Genomic DNA, 18,572 nt, shown 5'->3' on the forward strand with positions numbered 1-18,572 from the left:
ATGAAGAGCTATATTCAGCATATTGATCAGTGGCTCCGGCGAAGAATTCGCCAGATCATTTGGAAACGTTGGAAGAAAGTCAAGACGAGATATAAAAGTCTCATGAAACTTAACGTTCCAAAACCAAAAGCATGGGAATGGGCGAATACACGAAAAGGCTACTGGCGCATCGCCTGTAGCCATATCTTACATCGGTCGATCACAAACAAAATACTCGAACAGGTGGGACTCAAAAATCTAGTCCATCTGTTCGAGCATGCACACTTAAGCTATTGAACCGCCGTATACGGACCCGTACGTACGGTGGTGTGAGAGGTCGGAGAAATTATCTCCTCCTACTCGATAACACGAGAAAACAAGAAACTCAGCTGGATGAAGTGGAAAGGCAGCCAAGCCAAGTGCTTACCCTCGGAAAGTCATTTTCAAATTAATGCGCAGCATTTACGATTTATTTCGCGTACTGTCGAACTTTTGGCTGAACATAAGCAGCAATAAAAGCCTCAATTTCATTAAATGAATCCGAAATCAAAATCTTTGAACGATCATTTCCAGACAAAAATCCTTCACTAACCATTTGATCAAAGAAATGCCTCATCAGATCGTAATAACCATTTACATTTAAGAAAATGCAAGGGCTGTTATTTTCGCCAACCCTCGCCCAAGAAATGGCTTCAGAGATTTCTTCAAGTGTTCCCGGCCCTCCGGGAAGTGCGATGCAGCAATCAGAGATCTCCATCATTTTCTTTTTTCGTTCATCCATATCATCAGTCACGATAAATTCATTCAACCGCTCATGAGCGATTTCACGATTAACGAGAAATTGAGGCATGATTCCAGTTACGATCCCATTATTGTTAAGTACCGTATCGGCAACAATGCCCATCAATCCTACTTTGCCACCGCCGTATACGAGTTCATAGTGATTGTCTGTGATCCAGTTTGCTAGTTTCACCGCATACTCTTCATAGATAGGATTCTTCCCTTTGCTAGCACCACAATAAACCGCAATTCGTTTCATCTTGATTCTCCATTTCTTTATGCTGATGATAGATACATAATATCACAGAAAAGTGCTTTGTTTAAAATATTGAATAGCTCAGAAATTTTCTCGAAACTACTATGCCATTGAAAGGCCCTGTTAAACTGCAGCTAGCCAATACGGCGATCAATCCCATTTTTGAGGGGGTCTAGTGATAAAGTATTTTGATTAAACGACACGACAGTCTGAACTCACCAAATAACCACGAATTGAATGATTTTCTTTTGCTTATCAAGCGAATCAAAATGAAACACTCAACAGTCTTGTCCAAATTCCTAAAGACTGACAGGAAGAATCCCCCTGACCTCTTCCAGTCCAAAAACTGTACGAACAGAAATATTCAGAGCCGTGGAATTAATATCATACGTACACAGGTAGGCATCTACATCAGACAACAAGCGAATGTCATAAGGGCTTTTACCCGCAATCACAATCAATGTGCAATCAGATGATCTTTTTATTTCTTTGATTAAATTCACTTGAACGTTTTCCTTGCTTAACGATGCTGTCAGAACAACAATCGCCTGATATTTTTTCATACCTGAATGATTTTTTTTAATTAAGGTAACAAACTCAAGAGACTCCATTTTAAAAACATCTGCATCTGAGTCAATGTTTTTTACAATTTTTTCAAAATATGACAGATGGTTTTTCTGATCTTCAACCTTTGCAGAAAATAAACGTTCACTATAGATAAAAAGCACCTTGTCATTAATGGATAACGGAAGTATCTGGTGTTCATTTTTAACTAATGTAATGCCTTTTTTATAGATACGTTCTGCATTGGCGCGATGGTTTTGATTTGAAACAACCGAGATTGATTCCGGATGTAGTGCTTCATTCCAATTCAGATACTTTTCTTTCAGTCGATTAATTCGCTCCATAGATTGAATCAATGACTTAGTATTAATTTGTCCTTTTTCCAACGCCTTGTTTACCTGATCCAGCGTCTCAACTTGTTTCTCATACGTATGAGAAACCATCACCATATCAGCACCAGCTTTCAGTGCCATGACAGCTCCTCGCGCAGTTCCAAAACGATCAGAGATTGCCTTCATTTCTAAGCAATCCGTTGTAATGACACCCTGAAAATGCAAATGTTCCCTCAATAAACCCGTTAATACTTTTTTGGAAAGTGTTGCAGGCAGCCCATACTGCTTTTCAAGGGCAGGAAAATAAATATGAGCACTCATGATTACATCCGCTCCAGCATCAATACAACGACGGAATGGCACAAGCTCTACCTTTTCCAAACGATCAATGTTATGTTTGATAACTGGAAGATCCAAGTGTGAATCCATACCCGTATCACCATGCCCCGGAAAATGTTTCAGCGTCGAAATGATTCCTTTCTCTTGCAATCCTCGCATGAAAGCCTTGCCCATTTCAGCGACGATCCGTGGATCTTCACCAAATGATCGCGTACAAATAACTGGATTAAGCGGATTATTATTGACATCAACAACCGGCGCTAGGTTCCAATTAATTCCAACATTTTTCAATTCTTCAGCTGTCATCTTTGCCACTTTATAGGCATTATTTACATCTTGACTTGCGCCTAATACCATTGATCCTGGAAACTCTGTTGATCCTTTGCCAAGTCTTCTTACAGCACCATTTTCTTGATCAGTACAAATCATAAGCGGATACTGATGTCCGGCTTTTTTAGCCTCGGACTGTAGTTCGTTGGTCAATTGGCGAATTTGTGATGGTTCAGCCAAATTCCTTGAAAAGAGAATAATGCTTCCCAATTTATTTTCGTGGATCATTTTCTTTAATTCAGGAGTCATCCTTTTCCCATCGAAACCAAATACCATTAGCTGACCTATTGATTCCAAATAGTCTCTTTTCAAAAGTTTTCACACCTCACCTAAATTTAATCAATCTAATAAATGAAATATGTAGTTGTTTTATGTTCAAATGCACGGCATTCCTCTTCACATTCATCAAAAAAACAGTCGAACTTATTATCAAGAATCATCGATTGAAGCTTCGTTGTGCCTGCAAGCAAATTGAATGTACAGCGCTGCCCTTCACCAAGAAAGTGAAACGATGAAGGATACATAGAAGCAATTAATCCTAAAACAGAAAGGCCTGATTTATACGATTGAAAAATTCTTTTATCGGTAATATGTAGCTGAATACCAAGGCAAAGTTCTCCCTTGAATTTTGAGTATGTGGGTACAAAACTTGTTGGTCGTGCAATAACTCCTAATAAACCAAGATTATTAAATGCATTTGCTAGAGCTGTGCTATTGATAAAAGGTGCGCCGACAACCTCGAAAGGCCGTGTCGTTCCTCTTCCCTCGGATAAATTGGTTCCTTCAATAAAACACATTCCAGGATAGAGAACAACCATGGACTCTCCTGTAGCATTTGGAGACGGTTGTACCCAGATAAGTCCGGTTTCACTATGATACATCGTTCTCACCCAACCTTTCATGGGAATAATTGCGAGAGGACAATTCAATCCAAATTCATACTTGTAAAGCTGAGCTAATTCGCCAATAGTCAAACCGTGCCTATTAGGAATTGAATGCATACCTATAAAAGAAGACAGTTCTTTTTTAAGAATGTTTCCTTCTCTGAAACTCCCAATCGGATTAGGCCGATCCAGCACAATAACTTCTTTTCCTGTTTCCATACAAGCTTCCATAACCAAACTTAGAGTTGAAATAAACGTATAATAACGGACACCTATATCTTGTAAATCAACAACAATACTATCAATGTTATCCAACATACCTATTGTTGGTTTACGTGTTTTCCCATACAAGCTGTAGACAGGAAGACCTGTTTTGGGATCTGTATAAGAGGCAATTTCAGCTCCTTCTACACCATCTCCACGAATTCCATGCTCTGGTCCAAAGAGTGCTGTCAGATGAACTGTTGGTTCATTGTACAGCAGGTCAATTGTTGAGGTGAGCGTACTGTCTAAACCGATCATATTGGTCAACAAACCGATCCTCTTTCCCCGGAGAATATCTAGTTGTTCCCTGAGCAACGTTTCAATACCTAACTGGATCATCACTTCCAGCTCCTTATTAAGGATTAGTTAATCATTTTCCCAACAACTGTCGCTTTAATGAACGAAGCAGTTTTTCATCCTTTTTTTCCCACTCATTTACACATTTAGCAATAGATCCATAAACCGGAGGACAGGATGGAAAAATTAGCGGCATGCTTACCGCGGAACAAATCGTTTCACGAATTATTCTGCACTTCCAAATTCCTCCAGCCAATACAACATGAGGCGTTGTTTCAAATCGCTCAATACCTGACTGTAATAGCGCAACTAATTCTCTTGATGCATCAAACAGAATCTGTTTAGCTAGATAATCACCTTGCTCGGCTTCACGAGAAATAATAGGTACCAGCCCAGCTATAATGTCTTTCGAACATTTATAGACAATCGGAACTATGTCCGAAATTACAGGAACATGAAAATAGTTTGATAGAGCCATGGTTAGTGAGGTTGTTTGTTCACGATAATCGAAAGTCATAAGAACATGTCTGATGGCTTCGCGACCAATGAAATAACCGCTGCCTTCATCACCAAATAAATAGCCCCAGCCTCCAATCCGAAATGAAGCACCATTATCCTTTATCCCAAAAACAATTGAGCCTGTTCCAGCGATCATAACAAGCCCAGATGCCCCCTCGGTGCCACTCCAGAGCGCATTCATCGCATCATTACCCACAATTAGGTGATGAATAGGCAGTGGACAAGCTTCCTGAATGCAATCAGCAAGTTTTCTTGTTAGTTCAGGATGATCTGATCCAGATAACCCTGCAAAACAGCCTTTGATTTTCTTCATAGAATTGGTCAGCAACAGATTTGTAAAAAGCTTCTTAAAATGCAATGTTACCTCATCGAAACTCATTCCATTAGGATTGGTTCCCATACCGACTGCTCGATTGATTATAGCTCCCGTCGAATTAAATAAAACAGCATCAGTTTTTGTCCCGCCACCGTCAATTGCCAAATATAAATTATCCATGCATCATACCTCGTTCAGATCGTTTGCTCGCTTTTCAATACTGCTAGGACTTTCCACTGCCATACGAACGAAACCATTTGCTTGGTTAAGACGTATCAAGGCTTCATCAAGTGAACAATGAAGAAGAATCATCAGAATAGCTGCTTTAACATTACTTTTTGATTTTAGGTAAAACTGTTCTGCTGTAATTAAATCGGTCCCAGTCGCTTCCATAATAATCCGCTTTGATCGTTCAACCAGCTTCTTATTCGTGGGCTGTACATCAACCATCAAGTTCTCATATACCTTACCTATTCCAATCATCGAAGCTGTTGAGATCATATTTAGAACCAGCTTTTGAGAGGTCCCGGCTTTTAGGCGGGTTGATCCCGTCAAAACTTCCGGACCGCTTTCAACCTCAATAGCTACATCAGCGTATCTGCTTATTTGAGCCTTGGGATTGCAACTTAGCCCGGCTGTCGATGCGCCAGCCTTTCTTGCATATTTTAAACCGCCAATAACGTAAGGAGTTCGACCACTTGCGGCTATACCTATGACAACATCCTTTGCATCAAGATCAAGCGCAGCCAAATCTCTTGCCGCGAGGGTCTCATCATCCTCTGCACCTTCAACTGCCTCTGTCAATGCTTTCTTGCCGCCAGCGATTAAACCGATAACTTGTTGCGGTGGAGTACTGAACGTTGGAACACATTCAACAGCATCCAGCACTCCCAGTCTCCCACTTGTTCCAGCACCGATATAAATTAAGCGCCCACCAGATTGCAAAGCTTGGATCACCTTTTTTACAACTTGTTCGATACGATCCAATTCTTTAGATACAGCTAAAGGTACGCTCCGATCTTCCTGATTCATAGTGCTGAGAATATCATGTGTACTCATCCTGTCTAAATGAGTTGTGTTTCTGTTTCGTACCTCAGTTATCAATTTATCTAACATCAAGACCATCCTTTTTTCACTGCCATTATTGATTCGCTTTTCAGCGCGCCAATATATCTGGGCATACTCCTGTGAACGGTATAATCAATTTTAAAGATTCTTTGAATAGGTTGCATAAGTCTTCCACGGACGAGCACCGACTTTTTCATAAAAATTGACAAGACGGGTCCAATCAATAATGACGCGTTTAAGCCCACGCTGATTAAGATATGCAATGGACGCCTGTACAATTGCTAAGCCATACCCATTCCCACGTACTTCAGAATCAAGACCAAGTGGACCGATTCCACCGAGACCGTCCTCAAATAACGGTGCCCAATATACATTTTGTGCGATTTGAGGAGAATCAGGTCCATTTGCTCTGCAGAATCCAATTATCTTATTTTCTTTCTTTAAAAGGATAAATTCCTTTCCGCTGCCCCCGTATTCAAAGTATTTGATTGCTTCATACTCCCATCTTCCTGGAAAAATACGATGGAGGAAGCTGAGAAATTGAGTTGCATCATCTTTACCAGCAATCGGTGCGATTGAAACATCGGAAAGCTGTGGACTATTCGAACTTTTTTCAGTCAGAAGATCAAACTCTATACCATTAAATTGATAACCACGGGCATCAAACCAACGCTTCACGGATCCATATTGATTAGGGATGCCGGGAAAATAGTGCCACACATCCTTACCGAGTAAAATTTTCTTAACACCACGTTCAGATAAGGCTGCTTCTGCTCTCTTGAGAAGCTCTGTTCCGATCCCTTTATTTCTATTTGCTTTCTTAACCAATAAAACTTGAATCCATCCAAGTGAATGGTTGAATTCAACCACATTTAACTCAGAATACTTTTTAGAGATAACAAAACCAATGAGTTCTCCTTCATCGTCAGTCACTAGTAATGATCCTTCCATAAGTACGTTGCTGTCTTTAAAGCTATTCTGGATCAACAATTTTTTTCTCATGGGAAAATCAGTACCTATCTCTTGATTCCAAAGCTTAACCATATCATCTGTTCGTCTCAAGGAAATCTGTTCATAGTTCACCTTTACGTCTCTCTTTCAATTAAATTAGTTCCCAAAGAAAGGGGTATAGTTTCCTAGTACCAATCCCTCTTTTGCTCCTGTTGCATTGGGAACATTTGCAGGACAGCCGTTCACATTTTCATAGGCAAGCAATGCGAATGCTGCTGCTTCTTTTGCATCGGCATTCAAAAACTTATTGTTTATTACTTTGACAGAAACCCCAGGAAGCAAGCCATTTAACCATTTCATAATCATGGGATTATGACTGCCTCCTCCACTCACAAGCAGTTTGTCAATTCGTCCGTGTGGAAGGATGAATGCCTCATAGCTTTCAATAATCGTTTTAACAGTGAAATAAGTCACCGTTGCAATCAGATCATCTGGCGATAAATCCGATCTTCGGTTTGCTATTTTTTCTGCGAAATCTCTTCCATAATGTTCTCTTCCCGTTGATTTTGGCGGACTCATCTTCAGATAGGGGTCGCTCATCAATGATTTCAGTAATGTTTTATCAATTGTCCCTATTGCAGCAAATTGTCCATTGCGATCATAAGGTTTACCATAAAATTTCTGCGTAAGCGCATCAATAATCATATTTGCCGGACCCGTATCAAAAGCAACAACATCCTGAAGCGCTGCTCCTGCTGGAATCATTGTAAGGTTAGCGATGCCTCCTAAATTTAGAAGAGCAATAGAATGATCAATATTTCGATACAAAACATAATCAAAATAAGCGATAAGCGGTGCCCCTTGCCCTCCAGCTGCCATATCCATTACTCGAAAATTTGAGACAACAGGTGTTCTTGTTTCATAGGCAATTACAGCAGGCTCTCCAATCTGAAGGGTCGACCGTTGTAATTTTATCGTGTCATAAGGAATGTGAGCAATCGTTTGTCCGTGTGAACCGATAAGATCCAGATCATTGCACGCATAGCCTGCATGCTTACACAACTGTTGTACTGCCTCTGCAAAAACTTTTCCAAGTTCAAAATTCAAACTAGAAATATGTGCCGCATTAAATTGATCGGATTCCATTGCCTGAAAGATTTTATTTTTCAAGGTTAATGAATAGGGTATCGTCACAAAATCAAGTACCTCAAGTTTTATCTGATCCCCAGATCCAGTGATGCATGTCAGTGCTGCATCAATTCCATCTGCCGATGTTCCGGACATTAGCCCAGCAACTATTTTTTTCAATGCGGCACCTCCTCATCAGTCTTCTGACAAGCATTTCAAAACCAAATTGACAAATATCCTTCGTATACGATTCATATTAATTTTTCTACTTATATGGACTCGATTGCTTAGTAAAATGAATCCTAGTTGTCTGTCAGGATCAATCCAAAATGACGTTCCCGTAAAGCCTGTATGACCGTAACTCCCCTTTGACACTAGATAACCGCCTGGCGAATATTGTTTTTCATTCAACTGCCAGCCAATCCCACGCGCTGCACTAAATTCCCCCGTATAATTTTTACGACTCGCAATGAGTGTTGCCGGTGATAAAAAATAATTTCCATCTGGCATTTTGCCATTATTCATTAACATGCGAACATAATTTTTCAGATCATGGAGATTAGAAAACAAGCCGGCATGACCGGATACTCCGCCCATATAATTAGCATTTTCATCATGTACGTGTCCCCATTGATATTTACCAATTCTAGGCATCCATTCCGTCGGTACAATAGAATACAATTCCTCGGTAGGATTAAAACCCGTATGCACCATTTTTAGTGGCTCATATATATTTTTTTTCGTAAATTGATCCAATGTACAGTCAGTTAGTTTTTCCACTAGAAAACCGAGTAAAATAAAATTCAAATCACTATATACTGTATCCACATCCGGTTTGGCTTCGATTGTCAGAATAAAGTGCAACATTGCTTCCCTATCCATCGCATATCTATAAAAAGGAAATGAAGGGGGGAATCCGCTTGTATGAGTCAATAGGTGCATCAGTGTAAGATCTGGATTCACTTCCTCGGAGAAAAAAAGACGAACCGGATCATCAAAATCGATTTGTCCCTGTTCTAAGAGCAATAAAATGCTTGGAAGTGTTGCACAAACCTTGGTAAGCGATGCAAGATCAAATAGTGAATCGAGTTTCATTGGAATTTTCTTGTCACTATAGGAATAACCAATTGCATTCTCCGCAATGGTTTCTTGTCGATTAATCACCCCATATACAACACCTGGAATTTGATGTGCTTCAACACAATCCTTTAAAAATTGATCGACGATCTTAAAATCATGGGTAGTCATCAGTCCTCTCTCCTCCCTACTTTACTCGAAAACTTTTCTTAATAGCTCCCATTGATCGATTAAGGTATTGAAGCGACGATTCATACTGGTGACCAACAATTGAAAGGTAAAGAATATCAACAATATTAAGTTGAACGATACGTGATGAAGTTGCCGCACTTCGCACATTGGATTCGGAAGAAACAATTCCTATATGGATATCGACCAATTTTCCAAGTGTATTGCCTCCGTACCTGGTGATACCAATCGTTTTGGCTCCCGACTCTTTAGCAGATTTAATACATTCAACGGTTTGCAGTGTTTCACCAGAGTTTGAGAACGCCACTGCCACATCATCTTTCGTTAACGTAACTGAGGATGTTAACTGAAGATGATTGTCCGCATAAGCCGTACAAGGCTTATTAATCCGCATAAATTTCACCTGTGCATCATGAGCCACAAGCTGTGAAGCGCCTGATCCATAAAAGTCAATTCGATGTGCCTTCTCAATCAAATCAATTGCCTTCTGAAGCTTTTGTAAATCTAAAATCTTCAATGTCTCATTGATTGAGTAAATATTATTATTTGATACCGAAGATACAATGGTACTTAAGTTGCTGCCGGGATTGATTTCTTTATATTCATCACCATTCGACCGAGTATCCTGTAGATCTCCCGCTACGCAGAGCTTCAGTTCCTGATAACCTTTGAACCGAAGCGTTTTGCACAAGCGGATAATTGCCGATTGGCTGGACCCGCTTGCTTCTGCCAATTCGCTCACTGTCATCTGAACCATTTGTTCAGGATGACTAAGTGTGAATTTTGCTGCTTTTTGTTCCGACCGATTTAATGCATCGTAGGATTCTTTAAGTCTGGAAAGTCCGCCTCTAAGCATGTCATCACCTTATTTTCATCATCTTCATAACTGTAATCATTGCGTATCAGATCGATTCTGCTGCTACTTGCCGAACTTTCGGAAAAAAGCATGCATGATAAGCATCGTCACTATGAATAAGTTCAGGTCGTTTTTCATCACAAATTGACTGTTTAAAAGGACATCGATCTGCAAAAAGACACCCGTGTGGTTCCTCCTCACTCTGTCTAAATTGCGACGTTATTACAAAACGATCTTTCCCAGGTTTTTCAATACCCTTCAATATCGGCATGGCACTTAATAGCGCTTGGGTATAGGGATGTTGTGGCCTTCTGATCACTAGTTCAGTTCGTCCTCTTTCAATGACCATTCCTTTATACACAACGTATAACTCCGTATCGTTTCCCAAATAACGGGCAGAAGCAATATCGTGTGTAATAAATAAAATGGAAATGTTGTGACGCTCTCTCAAATAGCGAAGCAATTTTAAAATTCCCAACCGCAACGAGACATCGATCATTGACACAACCTCATCTGCAATCAGCATTTCAGGCTCAACAGTCAAAGCTCGTGCAATAATTACTCTCTGCCGCTGACCACCTGACAACATGTGAGGATATTTAAATAAAATTGTTTCAGGATCCAAGCCTACTAGTTTAAGCAGTTCATCCATACGCTGTCTAATCCAGTCAGCATCTTTTTTCTTTTGTTTAGCCATTTTCTTCAACGTTGCCTTCATCATCTGTTCAATCGTATGTGTTGGATTTAACGCTTGATATGGATCTTGATGAATGAGTTGAACCTTTTGAAGAAGCTTAGCACGTGCACCACGCTTGAGTTTTGAAATATCTTGGCCATCTATGATAATTGACCCTGAGCTCGGGTTTTCCATTCCGCAAAGCATGCGACCAATTGTCGTTTTGCCACACCCAGATTCGCCAATCAAGCAAAGTGCACCTCCGCTCGGAATTGTCAGATTAACATTTCGGACTGCGTGAACGGTTTTATGGTTAGAAAATTTTGCTTTTATCTGAAAAAATTTCTGTAGATTTTTAATCTCGATCATTTGCACCCACCCTAAAACATGCGACTTTGTGGTCCCTGTTCGTTATATTCAATTCTGGTCGACTATCCCGACATGAATCTGTTCTTATGGGACAACGATCGTAAAACAGACAACCTTTCTGCTTAAAGGTTCTATAATCTGGCGAAGATCCTTTTAATGGCTCCGCAGCATCAATGTCCCCAGAAATTTTAGGAATTGCTTTAATCAAACCTTTTGTATATGGGTGCTTTGGGCAAGCCAAAACCTCGCTGGTTTTCCCTTCTTCAACAATTTCTCCTGCATAAAAAATTTCAATACGTTCTGAAAGGTCGGCAATAACGCCGATATCATGAGAAACAAATGCAATCGTGAGATTTTTTTCCCTTTGAAGCTCACGAATGATTTCAAGTACCGATGCTTGAGAAAGCATATCCAACGCTGTTGTGGATTCATCCAAAAATACAATATTAGCATTTAGAACAAGGGAAAACATAATGCCCACGCGCTGACGCATGCCACCCGAGAGTTCATGTTGATAGGAAGCTAACACACGATCTGCATCTAAGCCAAGCCGTATCAGCAATTTCTTTGCATAGTTAATCAATTTACGCAAATCATTAACCTCATGTGCTCGACCAAGATCTAATATTTGCTGACCGATACGGCGAAGCGGATTTAACGAATTCTGCGCTGCTTGGAAGACAAAGCCAATTTCTTTTCCGCGAATTTTACGCTGCTTCTCAGAACTTAGCTTGAGCATATCGTTCTCGCCATTCAATAGAACAGATCCGCTTGTGATTTTCCCTGGTTTGGTCACTGCATTCATAATCGCCATGATTAATGTTGATTTTCCAGATCCGGATTCACCTATAATGCCCGTTATACTCCCCTTTGGAAGGTCAATATCGACATTCCGGACAGCAGGTATATCCCCGGTTGGCGTTGCATAAACAACATTTATGTTTCTTGCACTGATCGCCATCTTCTGTTCTTGATCTTTGAATGTATTTTCTGTATTCACAGTTGACGTATCAGACATCTTCATACATCCTCTCTTAAACGCGGATTGAACATTTCATCAACAGCATCCAAAAATAATACGATACCCAAGGTTAATAGAAGCAATGCTAATAATGGCGACAACAGATACGGCAATGCCTCTGGGCTACTCATCGCTCCTGCTGAGAATACAGCCATATTAAGCATGACGCCCCAGTTATTTACATGAAAGGGGACAACACCTAAGAAGAAAAGGCCCACTTCTGCGTAAATACAACCTGTAATTGATGTCAACAAGTTCATTCCAATATAAGAACTGACATTCGGAAGAATTTCACGAAATAGGATATGGAACGGGGACAGTCCCAATCCCCTCGCTGCCTCCACAAATCCTCTTTCTCTCAGTGAGAGCGTTTGAGACCTCACCGCTCTCGCCATCCCTCCCCAGCTCGTAATACCAAGGATGAACCCCATGGCAAGCGGATGACCAAAATTCCAAACTGTAGACAAAACAACAAGAAGCGGGAATGAAGGTATCGTTAAAAAGAAATCTGTTATTCGCATGATAATCGAATCCGACCAACCAACAAAATAACCAGCAATTAACCCCAATACGGTACCGAATATAACCGTGAACAGCGCTCCTAGTGCAGCGGCCAAAAGTACATATCTGGCTCCTGTAATAATAAGAGCAAGATTGCTCGTTCCTTCAAAATCTGTACCCAGTGGATATTTCCAACTGATTGGTGCATAGATTGCATTGGTGTTAATAGGTAAATGGCTAGAATAAAGATAGGGTCCGAATATAGCCATCAATGTAAAAAGAACAATAATAGCAAAACCAATGATCCTACTCGTTTTTCTTGTTATTGATCTCCATGCTGCTTTCCAAAAGGACGAACCGTTATATGGTTTAGGTGTGAATGTATGCACTGATTTCACTGTATCCGGTGTTGTCATACGTGATTTACCTCCTTATCCGTGGATCAACAAACGTATATAGAAAATCCGTAATAATATTTGCAGCAATTACTGCAATTGTAATCAATAGAAATGCACCGCTCATTAATGGATAATCTCTTGTATCAATGGATTTCAGCAAGAGGTTTCCAAGTCCAGGATAATCAAAAATATTCTCTATGAATACCGATCCGCCGAACATAAAACCAATGGATAAAGTGAACAGCGTGAATAGTGGAAGAATCGCATTACGCGCAATATAACCTATGATTGTTGATGATTTGAGTCCACGAATTTCCGATGCCAAGATAAAATCATCGCCCAACACAGTAATTACGCTCGACTTCATCGTGAGCAGCCAACCGCCATAACTTGACAATGCATATGTCACGACCGGCAAAACCGCATGGCTTATTAACGAAGAAATGAAAGGCCCATTAAATCCTGGATCAATTGACGAGTCATAGGGTGCACCGAATGGAAGAATTGGCCAAAGTGTAGTAAACAAATAAGCCAATAATAATCCCATTACAAACTGCGGAACACCATGAAGCAAAGAACCGGAAACCGTCAATACTGTGCCAGTTGGCGATGATCGTTTGATTGCGGAAATGACACCTGCCAAGACTCCGACAAGAAAGCTGGCAATTAATCCTGTAAATACAAGGATTAAGGTCCATGGTGCGGCAGTAAGAATAATGTGTGATACACCAATTCCTTCATACGAAATCGACTGTCCAAAATCAAAATGCAGCAAACCCCAGATATAATTGACAAATTGCTCTCCAACCGGTTCATCTGGTATAAAACCATACATAACCTTAACCTGATTTTCTGCTTGAACAGGAGTCATTCCCTGCATAATCAGTTGATTGTATTGTGCGCTGACTGGATCGCCCGGCATTAGTCGAATCAGAAAAAATGTTAATGATGCTATCACCAATACCATTAATATCCCAGAAAAAACCCGCCAAACAAGGCGGATTAAAAAATTCTTCATAATATCCCGCACCTCCTTTGATTTACTCATTTCTCATGTTGATGTATTGGGACCTCTCTATCTTATTTGGATGCTTTTGGTGTTACATAGCCCATTGCCATCCAAACACCTGGCATATTGTTCATTAAGCCTTCATCTTTTACAGGAAAATTATCGAATCTCGTTGTATTAACAAACTGAACATGTGTGTAATCCCAAATTTCGATCATCGGAACATATTCATTAGTAGCCAAAGCTAGTTTCTGAACAATATCTTTTTGTTGCTCCGGTTTCAACTGATTCAATTGGAATGTCAATTTACCGGGATTAACCGTTTCATCGGTCGATAATTTCAATTTTTCAGGAAGACCAATCCAGTTACCTTTTGTTTTATCCTTCTGATCGTAATAAGCAAGTTTCCCATTCAGAATGTTATAGCCATCCGGCGTGCCATAAATTCTAGCATAGGCAGTGTACATATTAGGGCTAAGTGAGTTCAACCAGAATCCAACTGCGTATTTCTGAGCTGCCATGTCGGCTTGATATTGTGCAAAACTGCTGACGATCGTCGGTTTGGCATCGATACCAAAATCGGTCAATTGGCTAGATATTACTTTGCCGCCCTGAATCCAGTCACTAAACCCGTTTACAACATAAATATTCATGTTCCAAGGCTTTCCATTGGGCAGCAGCCATTTGCCATTCTTCTTTTTAAAACCTTCTTTTTCAAGAATGGAGGCGGCTTTATCAAGATTGTGATTATAGCCGTCCATCTTCGAACGAACAGAACTGTCAATCCAGTCAGCAGCTGCACTATCTGTAATACCATCCGTATATTTGGCTGGTTTTCCCACAACTGGTTCTGCTACCTTTTGAACGGCTTCTCGATCGATCACATAAGCTAAAGCTTTACGTACGTTAACATTACCGTAAGGATCGAATTTTTGATTAAATGCAAGTGATGCAGCGACATAAGTCGGTGTAGTTATCTTCTGATTCGTCTTTTTATTTAGTGCATTAGTCAAAATATTTTTAGGCATCGATGTGAACGGCGTTGCGTCAAGTTGACCCGCAATCAAATAGTTCCAAATCTGTTGATTACCAGTATAATTACGCAATGAAACGCTGTTTACTTTTACTTTTTCTGCTGCGTAGAAATATTTATTTTTTACTAAATAAGCTTCTCCTGGATTCAAGCGCTTAAGTACGAATGGACCAGCAGAAATATCCGTTTTCGGAGCAAACTTTGTGATACTTTTCCCGAGTTTTGTTAATTGATCTTGAGCTTTTTTCGCTTGAGCTGCTTTAGCTTTATCTTTTCCTGCATACAATGACTGATCAATGACTGACCAAATATTTTCAGGCAACAGTTTGCCATATTGGAAGCTAGGAACTACTGTCTGTTGCAGTGCATCATGCATAAAACTTTTGTACGTGCCGCCCGTAACTTGGCTAAGTTCAATTTTCTTATCTGACAATACTTTAACAGATCCAAGAGAAAATGATTGTGCCGTGCCTTGAGTAAAAGCAATGGCCATTGATGTTTTGACATCATCAGCGGTAACAGATTTACCATTTGACCACTTTGCCTTCGGCTGCAATTCAATAGTAGCCTTCATTCCATCAGGGCTTTCACTCCACGACTTCGCAAGCCCAGGATAGAACTTATTCAGGTCTGTTGCGAGACCTGAAGACCAAGCCAATTGCATCTTATCAAAACTTGTAAACGAATTACCCGTTGTGTTGTATGGATTTTTAGGTGCCCCAGGTGAAATAGGATGATAATAGTAAACTGTTGTAAACTTTGCGTTACTGTTATTTGCTCCTGAGTCACCGCATGCCGTCATAGTAATTCCAAGTAGCGCGATTAATGATAGAATAGAAAGCCGTTTGAATAATTTCAATTTAGGGTTCTCCTCCTTTTTATAAACAGCCGTTTAACTTAATTTTCAAACAATAAGTTTTTCATCATCACCTTTACAAAAAATATTCTGTATTTTAAAAGAAGAACAAGATGAAAATTATAATATTTTATACCAAATTTAATATTATATATAAAATATTATTTCATCAACACGTTCATTCTAGTTTTCATATGAAATTTTGTCTATAGGATTGTCATATTATCTGACGTATTATTTTTTGAAAATTCTATAACCTAAAAATATATACTGTTTGGGAATGTTGACAGTTATTTTATGGAGAATACCAAGGCGAAATTCAAATCACCAAACATGATCTTCCGGCAGATCCAAAGGTGAATGTCATCGGGATAATTATGTCTGAAGATTTGCCCCTGCTTCGTTTCATACATGGCGGTTCCAAGTTTCAGATTGAGTGGATCTGATGATGGATTAAATTATTAGTTCATAGTAACCAAAAAAACAAACTGAGGCTTCCCGCTCAGTTTGTTTTTTGGTTATTTAATCATAGGCTTGGAAACAAAAAGTTTTACCTTTCCATGTTCTTTGACTTCTATATCTTTACGCAGTGGCATCCGATCAAATTTTTCACTCGCAATCAACGTTCGATTAGGTACTAATTTGGACTTTGGCACTGTCGGGGGATGAATCATCATTGGAAGATAAATCACGCATAGAACAAGAAGCAAGCTAAACAACTGGAGAAGATGTTTCCGTGTGAATCGCAAGCAACTCAGCTCCTTAGTAGGGGTGACTTCCTATGCTTAAGTTTAAAAAAGAAATGTGAAGCCTGTTTTAAGTGGAAATAAAGATTGAAACTGCGCCCATAAAGAAAACTCGGCTCAGCCACCCCTCTGGTTTAATCCGAATCTTAGTTGCGCTTAGACTAGTTCCAATTGAATTTCCACTTGTTTATAGGGCACAAAAAAACCTCTCCTTAGACTGAGGAGAAGTTGCGCTTTGATGAATTGTTTCAATTAACTATCGAGCCGTTTTCGTCTCATTTCGCCATTCTCAAAGCTGAACAGGACCGGATGCTCCTCAATTATTGTCTCCATATGAACCGGTCGTCCCCAAAGTTGAACGAGATACTTAAGGACACCTTCCAGATCCCGAACATCAAGCTCTGTTCCTTCATAACGGTGCTTCAACAGTAGTTCGCCATTGTTTCGATAATCACCATTCTCAACGACAATGTATGGAAAGCCGCCGTTAATGCGCATGGACACAAGCTGATCGCGTACATTCCTCCAATCTTTATCTGTAATGGTATACTTGTCGCCTTTTTTCTCAAACATGAACAAGTCTTCACGTTGGACAAGGGGCTTCGACAAATAATTGCGGATGAACGACTGATCGGATTCAAGCTCTCTTACTTCAAAAATTTTCTCGCGTCCGGTACCTTCTTTAACACCCGTGGCGAGCATCTCATCGCTGGGATGATTATAGCGCTCCTCTATATCTTCAAAAATCTTCAGCCCGAGGTAATATGGATTCAGGCTTTGCTGGGAGGGCTGAACCACCTGCGCATTCAGTTTTGCAAACTCAACCGCTTCTGAGGAAGTCAGATCCAGTTCGCGTATGATTCGTGCATGCCAATAAGACGCCCAGCCCTCATTCATGACCTTTGTTTCCAACTGCGGCCAGAAATAGAGCATTTCCTCGCGGAGCATGGTTAATATATCCCTTTGCCAATCTTCCAGCACTTTGCTGTATTCCTCAATAAAGAACAACAAGTCTTTTTCGGGGCGATTCGGAAATTTTGTTATCTCAGGCTCATTCTGAGCAGGATCTTCCGGTTCATCAAGTCCAATCAAGTCCTGATATTCAGATAACGGTTTTTTCTTCTTTTTCGCAGGCTTACCTGGCTTACTGTCCAGCCAGTCACCCTTTCGAATAATACGCGGGTCCACATGCTCTTGAATGGCCAGCACCGCATCAATAAATTTCTCCACATTTTTACTGCCATATTGCTCTTCATAATTATGGATACGTTCTGCGGTCGCGCTCATGCTCTCGACCATATCCCGCCTCGTGTTGATGAATCGGACATTGTTTTTAAAGAAATCACAGTGCGCCAGTACGTGTGCGACAATCATTTTATTCTGAATGAGGCTATTCGTGTTGAGCAGAAACGCGTAACATGGGTTAGAATTAATCACCAACTCATAAATTTTGCTTAAGCCCAGATCATACTGCAGCTTCATTTTATAGAACTGCTTGCCGAAACTCCAATGAGAAAATCGTGTTGGCATGCCGTAAGCGCCAAATGTATAAATGATTTCTGCGGGACATATCTCATACCGCATCGGATAAAAGTCGAGACCAAATCCTTCCGCAATCTCCGTAATTTCGGCAATTGAGCGTTCAAGTTCTTTATGATCATCTGTTTTCATCGGATCGCTGCATCCTTTCTGAGCCATAGTGACTCTGCGCAATGGCTTTATTCTTCATCTTATGAATCTGACCGACTGGAATATACCCGGCAAGCGTTTAAAGAATATGGTCAATGGCTTTGGGAAAGGCAAAAAAAGCGTTAAGAGGTAAAAAAAATCGAGC

At 40.2% G+C, this 18,572-nt stretch carries 16 protein-coding genes and 1 pseudogene; 2 read left to right on the forward strand and 15 right to left on the reverse strand.

Annotation, left to right across the window (positions count from 1 at the left end; genetic code table 11):
- Positions 1-276 (forward strand): group II intron maturase-specific domain-containing protein (locus BM003_RS10820; RefSeq protein ID WP_093671852.1); only part of this gene is annotated, 276 nt, incomplete at its 5' end.
- A gap of 172 nt (positions 277-448) precedes the next feature.
- On the opposite strand, the gene BM003_RS10825 is transcribed toward BM003_RS10820, so the two are convergent.
- From BM003_RS10825 to BM003_RS10890, 14 genes are all read right to left on the reverse strand, one after another.
- Positions 449-1,018 (reverse strand): LOG family protein, encoded by a 570-nt coding sequence (locus BM003_RS10825; RefSeq protein ID WP_093672965.1) that lies wholly within the window; start codon positions 1,016-1,018, stop codon positions 449-451.
- A 296-nt stretch (positions 1,019-1,314) separates the two neighbouring features.
- Positions 1,315-2,892, reverse strand: coding sequence for a beta-N-acetylhexosaminidase (gene nagZ / locus BM003_RS10830; protein ID WP_093672967.1), 1,578 nt, complete (start codon positions 2,890-2,892; stop codon positions 1,315-1,317).
- Positions 2,893-2,924: 32 nt separating this feature from the next.
- On the reverse strand, positions 2,925-4,067 hold the full coding sequence (locus tag BM003_RS10835; RefSeq protein WP_245734217.1) for an exo-beta-N-acetylmuramidase NamZ family protein: 1,143 nt from the start codon (positions 4,065-4,067) through the stop codon (positions 2,925-2,927).
- 31 nt (positions 4,068-4,098) lie between these two features.
- A complete protein-coding gene (locus BM003_RS10840) occupies positions 4,099-5,040 on the reverse strand; it encodes an N-acetylglucosamine kinase (protein WP_093672969.1) in 942 nt (313 codons plus the stop codon).
- A 3-nt stretch (positions 5,041-5,043) separates the two neighbouring features.
- Positions 5,044-5,985 carry an N-acetylmuramic acid 6-phosphate etherase gene (gene murQ, locus BM003_RS10845; protein WP_093672971.1) on the reverse strand — a complete coding sequence of 314 codons (942 nt, stop codon included), beginning with the start codon at positions 5,983-5,985 and terminating at the stop codon, positions 5,044-5,046.
- Between the two features lie 81 nt (positions 5,986-6,066).
- Positions 6,067-7,011, reverse strand: a complete 945-nt coding sequence (locus BM003_RS10850; protein ID WP_245734220.1) for a GNAT family N-acetyltransferase — start codon at positions 7,009-7,011, stop codon at positions 6,067-6,069.
- 24 nt (positions 7,012-7,035) lie between these two features.
- Entirely contained in the window at positions 7,036-8,187 is a 1,152-nt protein-coding gene (locus BM003_RS10855; RefSeq protein ID WP_093672973.1) for an anhydro-N-acetylmuramic acid kinase, read from the reverse strand.
- Between the two features lie 15 nt (positions 8,188-8,202).
- Positions 8,203-9,255, reverse strand: coding sequence for a serine hydrolase domain-containing protein (locus BM003_RS10860; protein WP_093672975.1), 1,053 nt, complete (start codon positions 9,253-9,255; stop codon positions 8,203-8,205).
- Between the two features lie 16 nt (positions 9,256-9,271).
- The gene (locus BM003_RS10865; protein WP_093672977.1) at positions 9,272-10,129 is read right to left on the reverse strand and encodes a MurR/RpiR family transcriptional regulator; all 858 of its coding nucleotides are present in this window, start codon (positions 10,127-10,129) and stop codon (positions 9,272-9,274) included.
- Between the two features lie 46 nt (positions 10,130-10,175).
- Positions 10,176-11,174: an ABC transporter ATP-binding protein gene (locus BM003_RS10870; RefSeq protein WP_093672979.1), complete on the reverse strand. Its 999-nt coding sequence runs from the start codon at positions 11,172-11,174 to the stop codon at positions 10,176-10,178.
- Positions 11,161-12,192 (reverse strand): ABC transporter ATP-binding protein, encoded by a 1,032-nt coding sequence (locus tag BM003_RS10875; RefSeq protein WP_093672981.1) that lies wholly within the window; start codon positions 12,190-12,192, stop codon positions 11,161-11,163. The genes BM003_RS10870 and BM003_RS10875 overlap by 14 nt, the downstream gene beginning before the upstream one ends.
- Positions 12,193-12,194: 2 nt before the next feature.
- Complete coding sequence (locus tag BM003_RS10880; protein WP_093672983.1) at positions 12,195-13,112, reverse strand: ABC transporter permease; 918 nt, start codon at positions 13,110-13,112, stop codon at positions 12,195-12,197.
- 7 nt (positions 13,113-13,119) lie between these two features.
- Positions 13,120-14,112, reverse strand: a complete 993-nt coding sequence (locus BM003_RS10885; protein WP_093672985.1) for an ABC transporter permease — start codon at positions 14,110-14,112, stop codon at positions 13,120-13,122.
- 62 nt (positions 14,113-14,174) lie between these two features.
- Entirely contained in the window at positions 14,175-15,995 is a 1,821-nt protein-coding gene (locus tag BM003_RS10890) for an ABC transporter substrate-binding protein (protein WP_093672987.1), read from the reverse strand.
- A 305-nt stretch (positions 15,996-16,300) separates the two neighbouring features.
- Between BM003_RS10890 and BM003_RS10895 the strand changes: the two are divergent.
- Positions 16,301-16,438 (forward strand): annotated as a pseudogene (locus tag BM003_RS10895) (phospho-sugar glycosidase domain-containing protein); the annotation flags it as partial.
- Between the two features lie 552 nt (positions 16,439-16,990).
- Here BM003_RS10895 and BM003_RS10905 read toward each other — a convergent pair.
- On the reverse strand, positions 16,991-18,409 hold the full coding sequence (locus tag BM003_RS10905) for a SpoVR family protein (protein ID WP_093672993.1): 1,419 nt from the start codon (positions 18,407-18,409) through the stop codon (positions 16,991-16,993).
- Positions 18,410-18,572: the final 163 nt, after the last annotated feature.

The organism is Sporolactobacillus nakayamae, assembly GCF_900113325.1.
Classification (GTDB): Bacteria; Bacillota; Bacilli; order Bacillales; family Sporolactobacillaceae; genus Sporolactobacillus; species Sporolactobacillus nakayamae.

Excerpts from the sequence above, each read along its gene's own strand:
- BM003_RS10825 (WP_093672965.1), bottom strand. The coding sequence starts at position 1,018 with ATGAAACGAATTGCGGTTTATTGTGGTGCTAGCAAAGGGAAGAATCCT.
- BM003_RS10885 (WP_093672985.1), bottom strand. The coding sequence starts at position 14,112 with ATGAAGAATTTTTTAATCCGCCTTGTTTGGCGGGTTTTTTCTGGGATA.
- BM003_RS10860 (WP_093672975.1), bottom strand. The coding sequence starts at position 9,255 with ATGACTACCCATGATTTTAAGATCGTCGATCAATTTTTAAAGGATTGT.
- BM003_RS10880 (WP_093672983.1), bottom strand. The coding sequence starts at position 13,112 with ATGACAACACCGGATACAGTGAAATCAGTGCATACATTCACACCTAAA.
- BM003_RS10865 (WP_093672977.1), bottom strand. The coding sequence starts at position 10,129 with ATGCTTAGAGGCGGACTTTCCAGACTTAAAGAATCCTACGATGCATTA.
- BM003_RS10835 (WP_245734217.1), bottom strand. The coding sequence starts at position 4,067 with ATGATCCAGTTAGGTATTGAAACGTTGCTCAGGGAACAACTAGATATT.
- BM003_RS10840 (WP_093672969.1), bottom strand. The coding sequence starts at position 5,040 with ATGGATAATTTATATTTGGCAATTGACGGTGGCGGGACAAAAACTGAT.
- BM003_RS10875 (WP_093672981.1), bottom strand. The coding sequence starts at position 12,192 with ATGTCTGATACGTCAACTGTGAATACAGAAAATACATTCAAAGATCAA.
- BM003_RS10905 (WP_093672993.1), bottom strand. The coding sequence starts at position 18,409 with ATGAAAACAGATGATCATAAAGAACTTGAACGCTCAATTGCCGAAATT.
- murQ (WP_093672971.1), bottom strand. The coding sequence starts at position 5,985 with ATGGTCTTGATGTTAGATAAATTGATAACTGAGGTACGAAACAGAAAC.
- BM003_RS10870 (WP_093672979.1), bottom strand. The coding sequence starts at position 11,174 with ATGATCGAGATTAAAAATCTACAGAAATTTTTTCAGATAAAAGCAAAA.